17 protein-coding genes are annotated in these 17,331 nt (G+C 62.8%); 7 read left to right on the top strand and 10 right to left on the bottom strand.

Translation table 11 applies throughout. The annotated features are described in order from the left end of the window. Positions 1-8: 8 nt before the first annotated feature. A complete protein-coding gene (locus BLW71_RS29770; protein WP_091805551.1) occupies positions 9-776 on the bottom strand; it encodes a transporter substrate-binding domain-containing protein in 768 nt (255 codons plus the stop codon). 123 nt (positions 777-899) lie between these two features. Here BLW71_RS29770 and BLW71_RS29765 point away from each other — a divergent pair, with 123 nt between their 5' ends. Beyond that, positions 900-1,820, top strand: a complete 921-nt coding sequence (locus BLW71_RS29765; protein ID WP_091805549.1) for a LysR substrate-binding domain-containing protein — start codon at positions 900-902, stop codon at positions 1,818-1,820. Between the two features lie 13 nt (positions 1,821-1,833). Here BLW71_RS29765 and lysA read toward each other — a convergent pair whose 3' ends face one another. After that, entirely contained in the window at positions 1,834-3,075 is a 1,242-nt protein-coding gene (lysA, locus tag BLW71_RS29760) for a diaminopimelate decarboxylase (protein WP_091805546.1), read from the bottom strand. Between the two features lie 112 nt (positions 3,076-3,187). Here lysA and BLW71_RS29755 point away from each other — a divergent pair, with 112 nt between their 5' ends. Together BLW71_RS29755 and BLW71_RS29750 are read left to right on the top strand one after the other, a co-directional pair. Next, the gene (locus BLW71_RS29755; protein WP_091805544.1) at positions 3,188-4,117 is read left to right on the top strand and encodes a LysR family transcriptional regulator; all 930 of its coding nucleotides are present in this window, start codon (positions 3,188-3,190) and stop codon (positions 4,115-4,117) included. A 174-nt stretch (positions 4,118-4,291) separates the two neighbouring features. Continuing rightward, complete coding sequence (locus BLW71_RS29750) at positions 4,292-5,146, top strand: oxidoreductase (RefSeq protein ID WP_091805541.1); 855 nt, start codon at positions 4,292-4,294, stop codon at positions 5,144-5,146. A gap of 29 nt (positions 5,147-5,175) precedes the next feature. Here BLW71_RS29750 and BLW71_RS29745 read toward each other — a convergent pair whose 3' ends face one another. From BLW71_RS29745 to BLW71_RS29710, 8 genes are all read right to left on the bottom strand, one after another. Further along, on the bottom strand, positions 5,176-5,592 hold the full coding sequence (locus BLW71_RS29745) for a rubredoxin (RefSeq protein WP_091805538.1): 417 nt from the start codon (positions 5,590-5,592) through the stop codon (positions 5,176-5,178). A 453-nt stretch (positions 5,593-6,045) separates the two neighbouring features. Beyond that, the gene (locus BLW71_RS29740) at positions 6,046-7,266 is read right to left on the bottom strand and encodes a Rieske 2Fe-2S domain-containing protein (RefSeq protein WP_091805534.1); all 1,221 of its coding nucleotides are present in this window, start codon (positions 7,264-7,266) and stop codon (positions 6,046-6,048) included. Positions 7,267-7,437: 171 nt separating this feature from the next. Then, positions 7,438-8,889 carry a glycosyltransferase family 2 protein gene (locus tag BLW71_RS29735; RefSeq protein WP_091805532.1) on the bottom strand — a complete coding sequence of 484 codons (1,452 nt, stop codon included), beginning with the start codon at positions 8,887-8,889 and terminating at the stop codon, positions 7,438-7,440. A gap of 48 nt (positions 8,890-8,937) precedes the next feature. Then, positions 8,938-9,537, bottom strand: coding sequence for a cytochrome b (locus BLW71_RS29730; protein ID WP_091805529.1), 600 nt, complete (start codon positions 9,535-9,537; stop codon positions 8,938-8,940). 187 nt (positions 9,538-9,724) lie between these two features. After that, entirely contained in the window at positions 9,725-10,531 is an 807-nt protein-coding gene (locus tag BLW71_RS29725; protein WP_091809042.1) for a class I SAM-dependent methyltransferase, read from the bottom strand. A 297-nt stretch (positions 10,532-10,828) separates the two neighbouring features. Next, positions 10,829-11,941: an SAM-dependent methyltransferase gene (locus BLW71_RS29720; RefSeq protein WP_091805526.1), complete on the bottom strand. Its 1,113-nt coding sequence runs from the start codon at positions 11,939-11,941 to the stop codon at positions 10,829-10,831. A 68-nt stretch (positions 11,942-12,009) separates the two neighbouring features. After that, positions 12,010-12,786, bottom strand: a complete 777-nt coding sequence (locus BLW71_RS29715; protein ID WP_091805523.1) for a DUF1295 domain-containing protein — start codon at positions 12,784-12,786, stop codon at positions 12,010-12,012. A gap of 70 nt (positions 12,787-12,856) precedes the next feature. Then, positions 12,857-13,465 (bottom strand): lipocalin family protein, encoded by a 609-nt coding sequence (locus BLW71_RS29710; RefSeq protein ID WP_091809040.1) that lies wholly within the window; start codon positions 13,463-13,465, stop codon positions 12,857-12,859. A gap of 286 nt (positions 13,466-13,751) precedes the next feature. Here BLW71_RS29710 and BLW71_RS29705 point away from each other — a divergent pair, with 286 nt between their 5' ends. The 4 genes from BLW71_RS29705 (at position 13,752) to BLW71_RS29690 (ending at position 17,025) form a co-directional block, all read left to right on the top strand. Further along, on the top strand, positions 13,752-14,816 hold the full coding sequence (locus BLW71_RS29705) for a DMT family transporter (RefSeq protein WP_091805520.1): 1,065 nt from the start codon (positions 13,752-13,754) through the stop codon (positions 14,814-14,816). A gap of 176 nt (positions 14,817-14,992) precedes the next feature. Then, positions 14,993-15,196 carry a DUF3562 domain-containing protein gene (locus BLW71_RS29700; protein WP_091805518.1) on the top strand — a complete coding sequence of 68 codons (204 nt, stop codon included), beginning with the start codon at positions 14,993-14,995 and terminating at the stop codon, positions 15,194-15,196. Positions 15,197-15,332: 136 nt separating this feature from the next. Then, positions 15,333-16,436: an NAD(P)/FAD-dependent oxidoreductase gene (locus tag BLW71_RS29695; protein ID WP_091805516.1), complete on the top strand. Its 1,104-nt coding sequence runs from the start codon at positions 15,333-15,335 to the stop codon at positions 16,434-16,436. A gap of 127 nt (positions 16,437-16,563) precedes the next feature. Next, complete coding sequence (locus BLW71_RS29690) at positions 16,564-17,025, top strand: GNAT family N-acetyltransferase (protein ID WP_091805514.1); 462 nt, start codon at positions 16,564-16,566, stop codon at positions 17,023-17,025. Positions 17,026-17,331 lie beyond the last annotated feature (306 nt).

Here is a 17,331-nt window from a genome sequence, read left to right as displayed (position 1 = left end):
TCGGAGAATCAGTTTCCGTACGGATCGAAGTCGAAGTACTTCTTCGCGATCTGCGCATACGTGCCGTCCTTGCGCATCGAGGCGATCGCCTCGTTGATCGAGGCCTGCACCGCAGTCTCGTCCTTACGCAAGCCGATGCCTACGCCGCGATCGCCCATCGAGAGCGGTTCGCCCACGAACGCAAAGCCCTTGCCCGCCGGCGTGCGCAAGAATCCATAGTCCGCCTCCACCGAACCGAGCAACGCGCCGTCGAGTCGCCCGTTCTCCAGGTCGGCGAAGACTTCTTCCTGGCTCTTGTACGCCACCACGTGCACGCCGAGCGGCGCCCAGTTCTTCAACGCATACCCTTCGAACTGCGTGCCAGACTGCACGCCGATCGACTTGCCGGCCAGCGCGTTCAAGCCGCCCGCGAGCGCGGAGCCTTGCCGCGCGATCAGCCGCGATTTGAACTGGAACAGCTTCGACGAAAACAGAATCTGCTGCTCGCGCTTTTCCGTGATCGCCATTGAAGACAGGATCGCGTCGATCTTGCGCGCCTGCAACGCAGGAATCATCCCCGAAAATTCGAGTTCCACCCACTGGCAGCGCGCGTGAATGCGCTTGCAGATTTCATTGCCGAGATCGACGTCGAAGCCTTTGAAACTGCCGTCGGGCGCTTTGGAGTCCATCGGCGGATAGGTCGGATCGATGCCGAGGCGCAGCGTGGTGGAATCAGCGGCAAACGCGCCGCTGCTGAAAGCCAGCGCGGCGCTCAAGATCATCAGCGAAATTTTCATGGGAGGACGGAGTGTGAGGTGGGCGGATTGACTACGGTGCCATCCTATGTGGCGCCCGCGCCTCAAAGAAGTCCCGATCGGACTATCATGATCACTTTTCCCGATCACCGGATGGCAGCCTCCATGGCGTTGACGATCTCCCAACTCCGGGCATTCACCGCCGTCGCCGAGCACGGCAGCATCCGCGCGGCCTCGCGGGCGCTCGGCATTGCGCAGAGTGGCATCACGCAGCAATTGCAGAACCTCGAATCCATGCTCGGCGCCACGCTCTTCACCCGCACGAATCGGGGCATTGCGCTGACCGCGCTCGGCCAGCGGCTGTTGCAGCGGGCCGGCGCGATCATTGGCGAATGCGAACGCGCGGAGCAGGAAGTGCAGCAACTACAAGGCGACTATGTCGGCGAGGTCACGTTCGGCATGACGACCGAGCCGCTCGTCGATGCGTTCGCGCCGGTGCTGATGGAATTTCGCACGCGCTTCGAGCGGGTCGCCGTGCATCTGCGGACCGGCACCTCGCGCATGATGATTTCGTGGATTCGCGAAGGCACGCTGGATTTCGCGGTTGCGCTGGTATCGAAGCATACGGATACCGCCGATCTCTCGGTCATGCCGCTTTATCCGTCCGATCCGGTGATCGTCTGCCGCCAGGGGAATCCGAAAGCGGGCGCGACGTCGCTAGCCGAACTGGTCGATTGCACGTGGGTCGCCACGCGCTCGCCGAATCTCACGGCCGACCCGCAAATCAATCGACTGAGCCATCTGTTCGAGAGCCACGGCTTGCCGCCGCCGAAAATCGTCGCGACGGTGGAAGGCTTGTACGAGACGCTGCATCTGGTGGGCGCAACGGATTGCCTCTCGCTGGAGTCGTCGATCGTTGTGAAGCGTGGGCCGTTTGCGAGCACGCTCACCTCGATTCGCGTGCGCGAGCGCGCGGTCGAGCAGAACGTCTGCTTGTTGCAGCGCGCCGCCATTCCGCTTACGCCCGCTGCGCAGGAACTCGCCACCATGATCGCTTCCTACACGCGCACGGTGCGGGCGCGTTGAAGCGGCGCTGGAATCAAACCGCTATTTCGAGCGCGAGCAACTCATCGAGCGTTTGACGACGACGAATCAGTCTAGGCTTGCCATGCTCCAGCAACACCTCGGGCGCGAGCGGCCGGCTGTTGTAGTTCGAAGACATCGACGCGCCGTACGCACCCGCATCGTGAAACACGATGAAGTCGCCCACTTCGGGCGCCGGCATTGACCGGCTCGTCATGACACCACCCTCCGCTTGGGTGAAAACGTCGCCGGCTTCGCACAGCGGCCCGGCCACCGCGAACGAATCGGCCGGTGCGTCACTCGGCGAGCCATCACGTCTCAGCACCGTCATCTCATGATGGCTGCCGTAAAACGACGGCCGCACCAGATCGTTGAATCCAGCATCCACCAAAGCAAACTGCTGCGTGGGGCGCGAGTTCAACGCGTGGACTTCCGCCACGAGCACGCCCGCCTGCGCAACCAGAAAGCGCCCCGGTTCGATCTCCAGCCTCACGCCATGCCCGACGTGCGCTTCGATCTGCCGCCGCGCCGCGTCCCAGAGCCGGAAGTAATGCGCCACATCGATATCGGGCTCGCCTTCGCGGTACGGCACCGATAGACCGCCGCCCGCGGAAATTGCTTCGATATCGTGGCCCAGCCCCTTCACAGCTTCGACCATCGCCTCGCAGACGCGCGACAGATGCCCATAATCGACGCCTGAGCCGATATGCATGTGCAACCCGACCAGCTTCAGACGATAACGCCGGACCAGTTCAATCGCGCGCGGCACGTCGTCGAGCCAGATGCCATGCTTGCTATGCTCGCCGCCCGTGTTCGTCTTGTTGCTGTGCCCGTGGCCGAAGCCTGGATTGATCCGCAGCCAGACGCGATGGCCTTCGGGCGCATGGCGTCCTATCCGCTCGAGCATATCGAGCGAACCCGCGTTGACTGTGATGCGGTGTTCGACAACAGTGGAAAGCGTCGCATGATCGATCAGATCCGCCGTGAACACGACGCCTTCTGGATCGCCTTCTGGTGCAAAACCCGCCGCAAGACTACGACCGATTTCGCCCAACGAGACGGCGTCGACCATGACGCCTTCGTCGCGCATCAGTTTGAGGATATGCAGGTTCGAACACGCCTTCTGCGCGTAGCGGATCACGTCGAAGCTGCGCAATTCGGCAATGCGCTCGCGGATCAGGTCTGCGTTGTAGACCCAAAGCGGCGTGCCATGCTCTTGCGCGAGTCCGACGAATTGTTGCGGATTGAATGGCGTCACGGTTTCCGTCTCTCGATGTCAAAGCGTTGGTGTCAACGACATCATGCTAAAAACGTGGCATTCAGTAAAATACCAATTCCTGGCAACTCCATTCACTTCTGATATACCCATCATGGCGCTCACGCATCGGCATATCGAAGTCTTCCGCGCGCTGATGACAGCGGGCAGCGTCACCAAAGCGGCGGAGATGCTCTTCACCTCGCAGCCCACCGTGAGCCGCGAACTCGCGCGCATGGAACAGAGCATCGGCTTTGCCTTGTTCGAGCGCACGAATGGCCGGCTGCGCCCCACACTGTCCGCGCTCATGCTGTTCGACGAGATCAAGCGCGCGTATGTCGGGCTCGAACGTGTGGCGTCCACCGCCGCCAGCCTGCGTGAATTCCAGGGCGGCCAGTTGTCCGTGATCGCTTTGCCCGCGTTTTCGCATTCGATCCTGCCGGGCGCGGCGAAGCGCTTTCACGACGCCCAACCCGGCGCGAGTTTGTCGATCGCAACGCAGGAATCACCGTTTCTGGAAGAATGGCTGACGGCCCAGCGCTATGACCTCGGCTTGACCGAACATGGCGCGCCGCCAGCGGGCACGCGCCTCACGCCATTGCTCGAAGTGGATGAAGTGTGCGTGCTGCCTGACGGGCATCCATTGCTCAACAAGCGCGTGATCGCGTTGAAAGATTTCGCGAATCAGCCTTTCATCAGCCTGTCGTCGAACGATCCGTACCGGATTCAGATCGACGAAGCCTTCGCGCAAGCGAATATCGCGCGCCGCCAGCTCGTCGAGACGCCCACGGCGGTCTCGGTGTGCAGTTTCGTGCGGCAAGGTCTTGGCGTCGCGATCGTCAATCCGCTAACCGCTCTCGATTTCGCGGGCCGCAACCTGCATATCCGGCCGCTCGCCGTGTCGTTGCCGTTTCGCGTGAGCGTGATTCATCCGGAACATCGTCCGGGCCACCCGCTCGCCGGCGCGTTCGTTCAGGCGCTGCAAAGCGAAGCCGCCGCCCTCCGGCTACAATTGAAGATCCACACCGGACGCAAGCAGCAATAACGGCGTCGTTCTCGCATCCACGCACGCGAACGGCCGCCGGCACCCACCGAAACAAGTCCGGGCACGCTTCAAGCTAAGCACTGCAGCAAACCGATTGCGCACGCGAACGGTGCACAGCGCGCTCGCGCCGCATGGAGTCCTCTTATGTCGTAGACATCAACAGGAGTTTCCCAAATGATGAATCGAGACAATCCCGTCTGGCTGATCACAGGATGTTCCACCGGATTCGGCCGCGAGCTGGCAAAGCTGGTGCTGGAACGCGGCTGGCGCGCCGTGGTCACCGCCCGCGACCCGTCGAAAGTAAAAGATATCGTGGAAGGCCACGCCGATCGCGCACTGGTTCTGCCGCTCGACGTGACGAACCCCAAGCAGATCGAAGACGTGGTCACGCAAACCAGGCAACGTTTTGGCCGCGTCGATGCGCTCGTCAACAACGCGGGCTATGGTTATCTGGCCGCGATCGAGGAAGGCGAAGACGACGAAGTCCGCGCCATGTTCGAAACCAACGTGTTCGGTCTGGTCGACATGACCAAGGCCGTCTTGCCGATCATGCGTGAGCAGCACAGCGGCTTGATCGTCAATGTGTCGTCGATTGGGGGCATTGCGAGCTTTGCCGCGACGGGCTATTACCACGCCACCAAATACGCGGTGGAGGGTCTTTCCGAATCGCTGGCAACCGAGGTGAAACCGCTCGGCATCGACGTGTTGATCGTCGAGCCCGGACCGTTCCGCACCAACTGGGCGGGTCCGTCGATCAAACAGTCGGCGACAGTGATCGACGACTACGCGGCCACGGCCGGCGAACGCCGCAAGCAGACCGAGGCGCGCAGCGGCAAGCAGGCGGGCGACCCGGTGCGCGCGGCGCAGGCAATCATCGACGCTGCGCTGTCGGACAAACCGCCGCTGCGTTTGCTGCTCGGCAAAGTCGCACTCGAACTGGCGCGCAAGAAGCTGGACTTCATGCGTGGCGATTTCGATGCATGGGAAGCCACCACGGTAGGCGCGGATTTTCCGGAGGGCGCGGGTTAATCAGCCGCGCGAGTTATCCGTTGGCCGGGTTAAAACTCGACCAGCGCGAAGTCTTCCTTGCCCACGTCGCAAAGCGGGCAGCGCCAGTCGGCCGGGACGTCCGCCCAGCGGGTGCCCGGCGCAATGCCTTCGTCCGGCAAACCCGCCGCTTCGTCGTAGACCCAGCCGCAGATCACGCAGACCCACTGCTTGAAATCGTCCGCGCAGGCCGCACCGTCGGCGGACGCCTGCGGCGCTTCGGCCGCGTGAGACGCCGGCGTTTCATCCAGGCTCACCACCAACGGCGCGGCCGTGCCTTCGCCGGTTGCCGCGAGACGCGCCTGCAGGCTTTCCAGCAGCCGCTCTGCCTCGGCCTGCGTCAGATCGATCCAGTAGGGATCGCCGGCGCCGTCGTTGAGCCGCTCGGGGGAAAACTGGATTTCTACGGCTACGCCCTTCTTGTACATGGCAAATCGGAATATCGATGAAGCCGGCAGCGCGCCCCAAAGAGACTTTCTTCGAGACGTGCCGGCAGGGGTCGGAAGCGTTGCGTCGAGACTTCGCGCAGAGATTAGACGAACTGGTTCAGCACGATGGCGGCGATCAGGCCGGCGGCGCCGATGAGGCCCAGCAATTGCAGCAGAGTGAGGGATTTACGGGTTGCGGTAGGGATGTGTTGCGTAGTCACGGGCTAGTCTTGAAGATCGGAAAAAGCGAAATGGTACACGGGTACGCGGCCGGCGCATGTCGATTAGCGCAAACCGCCGTGCATTAGCTGCCATTATCGCCGCTCGATCGCCCGGGATTCCCTACCGTCCGGAGATGGATTAATTCCCCACGAAGGGGAAAGTTTTTCTTACGAATTATCCGCGCGATATTGTCACTGGCGCGAGGCGTCCGGCTTCAAAGAGGCCGGCCTATCAGCTCTTCGCGAGCGGGCTGCCCTGACGCGAATCCCAGAAGCGAATCACCGCCGTATCGCCCGTGCCGGCGCCCACGACCTGATCCGGCGCGCCGCTCTCGCGCAGCAACGCGCGCAGTTCGTTGATGACCGGAAATACCTCGTGATTCCAGTCCGCGCCTTGTGAATCATGGGCGCGCTGTTCGGCTTCGACGATTTCGCGGTCTTCCTTGAAAATGCGTTCGGTGAACCACACCAGCAACGGCCACGCGAGATTCAGCACGCCGGGAATGCCCGGTTTGCGAATCGACAGCAGCCCGAACGTGCGGTTGGTGCGCTGCTCACGATCGAGCGGCACGTAGACGATCCACAGATTCATCACCAACGTCTGCTCGGACGTGCGGATCTGCAGCGTCTGATACGGATATTCGGTGCGGATCGTCATCACGTCCTTGTCGTTGTCGCCGCCGGTTTTGCGGCTCTGGCCGAACACGATCGCTTCGCCGATCGGCTGCTGACCGGCCATGCGCGCAAACGTGTAATCGACTTCGACCCAGCCCTCGCCACGGCGCCGGCCGAGCGAACGCGCCCGCATCTGCCCCATCTGCTTGCGATGCAAAAACTGATGGTTCATGTCCATCAGGTTCTCGTGCATGAACGAGTAGTGGCAATTCACCGGACGGCCGAAACGGCGCGTCTTGTACTTCGTGTCCGACACCGAGCCGAGATCCGGCATGGGCCGTTGTTCGGCCAGAGCGGCGTCGCCGGGGAAAACGAAGATCAGGCCTTCGACTTCGCGGCACGGATAGGAACGCACGCCATTCGGCAGACGGTCGCGGCCCAGATACGGCACGTCGATGCACTTGCCCGAGCAGTCGTACGTCCAGCCGTGGTAGCCGCAGCGAATCGATTCGCCATCCACCACGCCTTGATGCAATGGCACCTGACGATGCGCACAGCGGTCCTCGAGCGCGAACACCTTGCCGCCCTCCGTGCGCGCCAGCACGATCGGGTCGCCCGCGAACGTGACACCATGCGTCTTGCCCCGCTTCACCTCATGCGACCACGCAAGCGGATACCAGTAGTCTGGGTGAATACCGACGCGGCGCAGATCGCGCACCGGCGCGTCGTTGGCAGCCTGGCCGGGCGCGTGAGCGGCTTTTTGCGATGCTGTCTGGGGGGGCGACACATCGACGGTCGCATCGCCGGTGTCTTGTTCTAGCGGGGGCACAGCATGCATAGGTGAGTCTCCGTGCACGGGCGGATAGAAGGTTGCCGCCCCGCAGGTTGCGGGCGGCGTCGTCGCCAGTCTACTAGAACCCGACACCGCTTGGGTTCGCGGACCGCGTGCCTTGCCGCGCAAGCGCACCGTCCCGTCACCCGGAACACGGCCTTGAAGAAAGGCGCCGTGTCAGCCTTCGTCGTGCGCCACCAGCCCTGAGCGGCGCTGCACGCCCCACGACCGTCCGCCACGCAGGAAATGCAGCCAGCCGAGCGTGGCGCCCACGTGCCGCACCAGTTGAAACGTGAACGGCTCGGCAATCGCCGCGAACACCGCCATCCATAAACTGGAGCCGGTGCGCTCGCCGGTCCAGCGCCGATACAGATGGATGCTCCACAGATAGAACGCGAGATCGATTGCCGTTTTCAGGCCGATCACGCTGAAGATCGACACGACGATCGCGCCATGCCCACCGAGCAGAAAAGCGAGCAGCAGCGCAAAGGCGGTCAAGCCGTAGATCGGCTGCATGGTGTCGATCGCCTTGACCGGCAGCATCAGCATGCCGAGCGTGCCGTAGCGCGGATTGCCGGTCATGTCGCGGTTCCAGTACTGCGTTTGCAGGAAGCCCGCGAACCAGCGGCGCCGCTGACGCAGAAAACTGGCGAGATTGTCCGGTGCGTCGGTGTGGGCATGCGCCTCGCCGACCACGCGCACGTCCCAGTCGAGGCCGTGGTCGACCGAATAACGGCGCAGCCGGTGAATCAGCTCGTAGTCTTCAACCAGGCACTGCGGATCGAAGCCGCCCACGTCGACCAGCGCGTCGCGCCTGAACGACGCGAAGGCCCCCGAAATCAGCAGCAGGCTGTCGGCGCGCATCCACGCAAAACGGGCGATGAAGTTGCGCATGTACTCGTAGGTCTGGAACCACTCGAACACGCGCCCCGACACCGACTTGCCGCATACCGGCACCAGAATGCCGGCGGCGGCGACGAGCCTCGGTTCGCTCGCGAAAGCGGCGCGCATGGCGTAGGTGGCGTCGTCGTCGAGCAGGGTGTCGGCGTCGACCGTCATGACGGTTTCCGTGGTCATCACGGTGATCGCGGCGTTCAGCGCGCGCGCCTTGCCGCCGTGCGGCACGCGCAGCCAGAACAGGTTCGGATACAGCGCGCTGGGTGCGCTCAGCACGCCGTCAGCGGCCGCCGTGAGGCCGAAGCGCTCGATCAGCAGCTCGCGCGTCGAGTCGGTAGAGCCGTCGTCGGCAATGACGATCTGCGCCGGCCCATGCGTCTGCCGCAACAGCGCGGCTAGCGTCACCGGCAGCACCGTCGCTTCGTTATGGGACGCGACGATCACGCCCATGCTCGGCAAGCTGCGCCGCTCGAACTCAGGCTCGAGCGGCGGCGTACGCCGCATCAGGGGCAGCGTCTTCCACGTGACGAACGCCAGCAGCAAGGTGTCGTACACCACGTAGGCAATGCCCGTCGACCACGCGAGCGCGCCCTGCAGAAAGAAGGCGCGCGCGAACAGCAGCAGCCACAGCACGACCACGCTCAGGTGAATCAACGTACTCAACGGCGTCGAGCGACGCGGCACAATGCGCGGCGACGCGAGCGCGAGAGCCTGTTCCAGGGTTTTCTTCAAAATGACTGCCGGGTAGTCTGTGCTGCGGTTGATAAGTGGACGCGGCGCTTACGGCACCATGCGCTTCAGAACCGACTTGCGATCGATCCACTGATGCTTCAACGCCCCGCCGATATGCATTGCCAGCAGCGCATAGAGCGCGTAGCCGAGCCACGTGTGCAACGCGCCGAAGCGGTCGTGCAAGCTTTCCTTGAGCGTCGGATCGAGATTCATCACATAGCCGATACGCGGCCAGGGGAACAGGTCGAACAGGCGCATGGGGTGCGTCGCCGCGTCTTTCCATGCGGAATCGTGCAGCCAGCCGGACAGCGGCAGCGCAATCATCAGCAGATACAGCAGAAAATGCGCGACGTGCGCGGCGATCTTCTCCCACGACGGAAACTCGCGCGGCAACGGCGGCGGCTTGTGCGACACACGCCACAAGATGCGCATGAGCGCGAGACCCAGCACCGTGATACCGATCGACTTGTGGGTGTCGATCACCGGGCGCACCCAGTCGTCCGGCAACGAATCCGCGCTCAGGCCGAGCACCACGTTGCCGATCATCAGCAGCGCGATCAGCCAGTGCAGCACCATGGCCGTGCGGGTGTAACGGGACGGCACTGGCGTGCCGCTCGAGTCGGTCAAAGAGTCGGCGTGCGTGTTCATGATTGTTCCGTCCGCAGATTCATTGCTGCGAAAGCTGTTTGATATTCCCGTCATGCCGAGGCGGATTCAGGCGCATGGCACCGCAGCACGGTAGGAGAACGCCCCAGTGTGCGGCTTTATTCCGCCACACGCTTAATAGTATGTTTCAGATTATTTCGCGCGCGCGGCGCAAAGCCGCCATTGCAGCCTAGCCGAGCGTTGCCTCGCGCCGTGCGATCAGCGCGATCGACTCGATTCGCTCCTCGACCCAGCCGTTGGTTGCATGCGCATCCAGTAGCTGCCGGATGCGGGCTTGCAGTTCGTCCAGCCGCTCGCCGAGCCGCTCACGCGACAGACTCGACATCGACAAGGGCCGCTCGACCAGCGATTCAACCGACGTCCGCCGTGTTTCGACAATCGACACGCGCTCCAGCGCCGAAAATGACGACTTTGCGAGCACCGTGTCGTGACTCTCCCAGTCGTCCGACTTGCGCTGCACGCGTGCCGGGTCGCTCTGCGCGTATTCTTCGAGCAACGCCTGATAGGGCGCGAGCCAGGCAATCGGCGCGTCGGTGACCATCGCCGTCGAGAACAGTGCGAGCGCGCCTTCCGGCTCAATCAGCGCGTCCAGCCTCGCGAGCGTGTCGGGCCGGTCCATCCAGTGAAACGCGCGGCCGATGACAGCCAACCGAAAGCGCCCGAATGCCGGCGACAGGTCATAAGAGCTGCCCTGGCGGTATTCGATATTCGGAGCAATTCCAGCGCCCAGGCCTGCCGCGATGCGCAGCATTTCCGGTTCGGGGTCGAGTGCGAGACCCGAACCGACCCACGAGGAAAACGCCAGCGACAGCTGCCCCGGCCCGCAGCCGAGATCGAGCAGCCGGTGCGAACCGCCGAGTTCGCAGGACTGAGCGACACGGCGAATCAAGCGCGGCGAATACGGTTGACGCCCCGCCAGGTAATGCGCGGCGTTGGTCTTGAAGCGGTCGGGGACGAAGGGAATCGGAGCGGTCATCGGCAGTTCCTGGCAGGTGGGTTGCGGCAACAGGCAAGCGAACAGAACGCCATTGTCGTTGCTGCGGCACATTTCCGCCGACGTTGCCATGCAATTCGATCAGATCGGGCGTCCATACTTCAGGATCGATTCTGATTGGATACCCATATCACTGCGCAGTTTCCGGCAACACGACAAATCGTCAGTGCTGCTTCTACGAGACGGCGCCGCTCAGAAAGGCGCGCGCGCAAACCCAATGAAAGGCGGCCGGCACGCCGTATCCCGCTTTGGGGGTTGGTGAACCTCGCCGGCCGTCGCTCAACGCTTCACAAGCCGCTTCACAAACCGATAGTGACCGACGCCCCACTCGTTCCCATTCGCGTAGCCGAACAGCTCGGCCACGGCCATATAGAACATGCGCCAGCGTTGCAGCCACACGGCCGCATCGCGCGCGCCGTAGGTATCGACGAGCATCGGCATTACCCGGTCATGTGCCGCGTCGAGCGCGGCGAGCCAATGATTCGCCGTGCGCTCGTAATGCGTGCCGCTCACCCACCACTGCCGCTCCATGCGCAGGTCGTCCTGGAAATTGAGCAGCAGCGCCTCGGACGGCATGGTGCCGCCGGTGAAGAAATATTTCGACATCCAGTCGCTGCCGTCCTGCACCTGAAAGTGATACGCGAGCGTGCGGTGTACGAAGATGTGCACGAACAGCTTGGCGTCCTCGCGCATCCAGCCCGCAATTTTCGCGAGCAGCAAGCCGTAGTTTTTCATATGCTCGAACATCTCGATCGATACCACGCGATCAAAGCCGCAGCCAAGCTGTTCGTCATTGAATTCGAAATCGACAATGTTGCCCGTGACCACCGAGAGGTTGCGCAAGCCCACCCGCTCCGCGCGCGCTTCAATGAACGCGCGCTGCCCGTGCGAGTTCGATAGCGCGACGATCCGCGAATTCGGATAGCGCGCCGCCAGCCATAACGACAACGAACCCCAGCCGCAGCCGAGATCGAGAATCCGCTGACCGTCGGCCAGCTCCGCGCGCTCGGCGTAGCGTTCCAGCATGGCCGCCTCGGCTTGCGCAAGCGTCTCGCTGCCGGTCGGATACAGGCAGCACGAATACTTCAGATGCGGCCCGAGATGCGCGTGAAAGAACGAAGCCGGCACCTCGTAATGCTGCGTGTTGGCGGCTTGCGTTTCGATCGCGATCGGGCTCGCACGCAGATCATCGAGCAGACGGTTGAGGCGTTGCGCGCGCACCTCGCCGTTATTGTGCGCTTCGTCGCGCAGGCGCTGGCGCATCAACTGCCGCATGCCGAAACGGATCACGCCGTCGGGCAGCCAGCCACGTTCGCAGCTCTGAATGAGCCAGCCATCGCCGGGCTCGGCGGGTGACGGCGGCAGGGTGTGACCGGTGGTGGAAAGGCTCATGAAACAGACTCCCTATCGTTTTTTCGCGATTTTTATTTTGAAAGTGTGCAGGCGCCCTGCGCGAGCGTTCAATGCCGCGGCGGCCACGGAATCAATGCGCTGGTGGTGCGCATGTAATCGGCGTAACCGGGCCGCCGCTTTGCCATGCTTTCTTCGAGCAGCGGGATGCCGGAGAGCTTCAGCAATAGAAACGCCATGAGTACCGGCGGCAGCAGCGTGAACCAGCCCCACGGCGTGCCGATCGAGAGTGCGATATACGCGAGCCAATGCACGCATTCGAAGAAGTAATTCGGATGACGCGAGTAACGCCATAAGCCGACGCGGCACACGGTATCGCGATTCGCCAGATTGGCCTTGAAGTCTCGCAACTGGCGGTCCGCTATACCCTCGCCGGCCACGGAGACGATCCACACCACCACGGCCAGTACGATCCATCCCGTGGCCGGCGCGGTGCCGCGATACGACGGCACCAGAAACGCGATCGAAAGCAGCATCGAAATCACGACTTGCAACTGGAAAAACCAGAACATCCTGCTCGCCGCCTTGTCGCCCCATTCTTCGCGGAAGCGGTGATAGCGCGCGTCTTCGGGCTTGCCGGCATTGCGCTTCCACAGATGCGTGCCGAGCCGAACACCCCAGATCAACCCACCTAGCGCGGTCAGAGCGCGCGCGACCGGGTCGCCTGTGCCGAGCACCGCGTAGAGCACGGCCACGAGACCGAGCGAATACGCCCAGATGGGATCGACCATGCCGGCGTTTTCGGTTTTCAACTGCCATGCCCAGACCGCGCTGAAAATCACGACGAGCCCAATCAGGGCAATCACGGCGGCGGCAAGTGCTGGCATGGATTCCTCGTTCAAAGGCGATGCGGGTTATACGCTTCGAAAGCGCGATCGGATGCGTCCGGCGCGCCCGCTAGTCCTTGTCGCCCGGCGAGGCGAAACCCGGCTTGCCCAACTGATCCGGACGCTGCGGCACGCGCCTGAAGCGCGCCGTGTCGTAGCCCATCGCGTCGAGCCGGCCGAGCAGGGCACGATACGTTTCGTCGCTCATGTCCGGCTCGCGGGAAAAAATCCAGCCGAGGTTTTTGCCGGGATAGCCGAGGATCGTGTAGCGATAGTCCGGATCGACGTAGAGCGTCAGTTGCGTCACGTGGACCGGCCAGAACAGTTGCACGCTCCACTCGCCACCGTCTTTGCCCGGCACGGGCGTGTCGAGAAACTGATAGTGCTTTTCCTCGGCGTCGAAACTCTTTTTGCGGCCGTAGTACGAGTCCTCGATCTTGCCGTCGTCGCGCAATTTCCATTCCGCGCGGCTCCCCACCATGTCGCGCTCGGCGAAATAGGGAATGTTCGCGATGATGTACCAGCGGCCCATATAGCGCGGCAAGTCGACCGGCACCGTGGAGAGCGGTTCGCTCGCGCGCGGGTTGGGATTGGGCGGATCGTTGGAGCAGCCCGCGAGCGAGAACAGTAGAACTGCCGCAACAGCGGCGGCGACGGTGGTAAGCACAACACGGCGCATGGCAATGGCCTCGAACGTGGCGGATATAAAGGTATTACGTTCGATGGGGCCGGATGGATGCGCGCGCCGACCGCGAATCCGCGCGGCGACCCTGCAAAGCATGTGCGGGCGACGCTCGGCGCGTGCGGGACAGTTTCCGGCGATCAGACCGCCCTGCCTTCGAGGCTAGCCGATCCTGCCTTCGGGGAGTTTCTATCCAAAACGGCGGTTCAGCGCAGCGTAAGCCGCGCCATCCGGTTAGCATTGAGGTGTCTGCAACGCCCTCTCCTACCTGAATCGCCCGCTCATGCCTTCCCGCTTCAATGCCGCGTTTACCGCCTTGCTCGCCGCCGCCCTGTTCGGCGCGACGACCCCGCTCGCCAAAGCGCTGCTCGGCTCGCTCTCGCCGTTCCTGCTTGCCGGGCTGTTCTATCTCGGCAGCGGCGCGGGCCTTGCCGCCCTGATTCTGGCGCGCCGGCTCAAAGGCGGGCGCACCGGGCAACCGGCTGACCACAGCCGCTTCCCGTTACGCGAGGTACCGTGGCTGGCCGGCGCGATCGTGGCCGGCGGCGTCGTGGGGCCCGCTTTATTGATGCTGGGTCTGAAAACAACGCCCGCCGCCACCGGTTCCCTGCTGCTCAATCTGGAAGGGGTGTTCACCGCTCTGATCGCCTGGGTCGTGTTTCGCGAAAATGTCGACGTGCAGGTGTTCCTCGGCATGGCCGCGATCGTCGCGGGCGGCGTGGCGCTCTCCTGGCAGCCGGGCGCGGCGGGCCTGCCGCCCGGCACGCTGCTGCTGGCTGGCGCGTGCGCGTGCTGGGCCGTCGACAACAACCTCACGCGCAAGGTGTCCGCGCACGACGCCATGTTCATCGCCTGCGTAAAAGGGCTCGTGGCCGGTTCGGTCAACGTGACGCTCGCGTTCGTACTCGGTGCCGCATGGCCCAGCGTGCCGACCGTCGCGCTCGCCATGCTCACGGGTTTTGCGGGCTACGGCGTCAGCCTCGTGCTGTTCGTCGTCGCGTTGCGCAATCTCGGCACGGCGCGAACGGGCGCCTACTTCTCCGTCGCGCCGCTATTCGGCGTGACCTTGTCGTGGCTGCTCTGGCCGGAAATGCCGCCGCCGCTGTTCTGGATCGCCGCCGCGCTGATGACGTTGGGTGTGTGGCTGCACATTCGCGAGCGTCACGAACATCCTCACACGCACGATCCGCTCGAACATACGCACCGTCACCGGCACGACGCGCATCATCAGCACGAGCACGACTTCGCGTGGGACGGCGCCGAGCCGCACACGCATCCGCACCAACATGCACCCATCACGCATGCGCACGCGCATTTCCCAGATATTCACCACCGGCATACGCATTGATTTTCCGGCTAGCCGCGCCACACGGTGACTTGCTGCACCGCAAGACAAAAATCTCTGTGAATTGAATCATGTGATAGATCGATTCAATTGGCATGCCCGTGCATCGCATCCTCTAATGAAACTCCTGCTGTGCGCGCTGTGTCCGTCCAACCTGCCTGGCATCCTTGGAGAAGCCCATGTCTCAACCCGAGCCCAACGTAGACGAATTGGTGAGAAGCATCGCCGAGGAAACCGACACGCCAACGGAAACGGTCTCGAAGCTGTACGCGGACATCCTGGCTGTTTATCGTCAGGACGCGCGTGTATTCGATTACGTACCGCTCTTTGCGGCGAAAAAAGTCCGCAATCAGCTTCGTCATAGCCCGGACCGCAAACACTGACACCGCGGCGCGCGGAGACGCCTGCTCGCTGAACGTTTTGTCTGAATAGACTCGCGCGCGAACGTACGCGACGCGCGCCGATTATTTTTCCCGCTGCTAGACTCTGACCCAGGACCATTGACTGGGGGGAGTTGGCATGCGGATAACAATCGTAGGCGCGGGCATTACCGGCTTGAGCACGGCGTGGTCGCTCTCAAAACAGGGACACGACATCACACTGATCGAACAAGGCTCGATTCCCAATCCACTCGCCGCTTCAGGCGACCGGCATCGCATGATTCGCCGTGCCTACAGCGATGCGGACGGCTACGCGCACACCATCGACGAGGCGTTCGACAGCTGGGACCTGCTGTGGAACGACCTCGGCGTTTCACACTATGCAAACTGCGGAGTACTCGGCATTTCACAATTCGCGGGCGACGGCGCCGAGCAGTTCCGCGCCGGACTCGACCGCATGAATTTCGAGTATGAAAGGCTTGAGCCACGCGATGCCGCCGCGCGGTTTCCCTTTCTCGACCCCAACACCTTTCGTTATGCTTACTTCGATCGCGACGGTGGTGCGCTGTTCAGCGAACGCATTGCACGCGACATGAAAGCGTGGCTCAAGATGCGCGGCGCCGATATTCGCATGCACACGAAGGTGCTCGCGGTCGATCCGCACACCGCTTCCGTGCGTCTCGAAGACGACACTCTCGTGCGTGCCGACAAGCTCGTGGTCGCCGCGGGCGCATGGACGTTGCAACTGTTCCCGGCGCTCGCCGAAAACCTGATGACTTATCGCAATACCGTCGCTTATCTGGAGCCGCCGGCGGATCTGGAAGACGCGTGGTCGACGGCACCCGCGATCGTCGACATTGGCGGCAAGAATGACGGCTATGTGCTGCCACCAATCGACGGCGTCGGTCTGAAGTTCGGTGCGGGTGTCAATAAAACGCTTGCGCTGGACCCCGACGCCAATCGCGTTGCCGCGCCTGGCGATGGCGACCGTTTGCGCCGGATGTTTTCGCCGCCGTTCGGCCGCATAGAAGAATATACGGTATCCGAAGTAAAAACCTGCGCGTACACCTTCACGGCGGACAAGCGGTTCTTTTCGAAGCGGATTGGCAACACGCTAGTGGTGTCGGCTTGCTCCGGACACGGATATAAATTCGGCGCGGCGGTGGGACGCCGAATCGCGGAGTCGCTGGAAACCGGCGACGATGCGCTGCTCACGCGATGGCTCAAGGCGGAAACGGTCTAGCGCGCCATGGCGGAGGCGATCACCCTGCGCGTGGCTCCAAGTTCTGGCCGCTTTGTGGAGCTAACAATCGTGCGACAAATTTCTTATGCTGACGGTTTGAGAATCTTCACTTAACGAGGAATCAAACATGTCAGGCCCGATTCAGATCCGCCCTGTCGCACCCGCCGATTTCGACGCGTGGTTGCCGCTATGGGACGCCTACAACGCGTTCTATGGCCGCTCGGGCGAAACAGCCTTGCCGCGCGAAATCACGAAAATCACTTGGGGGCGTTTCTTCGACGGCTATGAGCCGATGCATGCCATGGTCGCCGAACGCAACGGCCAGTTGCTCGGTCTCGTGCATTTTCTGTATCACCGTCACACCACCATGGCGGGACCCATCTGCTATCTGCAAGACCTCTATACGCTCGATAGCGAACGCGGCAAAGGCGTGGGCCGAGCATTGATCGAGGCGGTATATGCACGCGCCAAAGCCGATGGCTCGCAGCGCGTTTACTGGCAGACACACGAAACCAATCAGACGGCGATGAAGCTGTATGACCAGGTCGCGGACCGCTCGGGTTTCGTGGTTTATCGCAAAGCGCTGTGATGTCGACGTTGCGATAGCGATCGCTATCGCGCAGCACGCTCGTCTAGCGCGCTTCGAGTACCTCTCTCCACGCCGTGTGCCACGCACGGCTCGCCGCTTTCGCATGTCCGGCCGATCATCCGGCCGCCATGCGCAGCGCATCCCACGATCCGATTCCCTCAGCGACCTTTTGTCCGCGCCGCTCAAGTTTGCGTGCGGTCTGCCGTTATCGCCATTGGACGGAGCTACACCCGGCTCCACGCAATGCATCAGCGAAAACCTGGGCGGTCTCCTCACGGAGGGGCGCAAACGAATCGGAAACCGTAC

It is taken from the genome of Burkholderia sp. WP9 (genome assembly GCF_900104795.1).
GTDB lineage: Bacteria > Pseudomonadota > Gammaproteobacteria > Burkholderiales > Burkholderiaceae > Paraburkholderia.
This window is presented reverse-complemented; position numbering and strand designations above follow the sequence as displayed.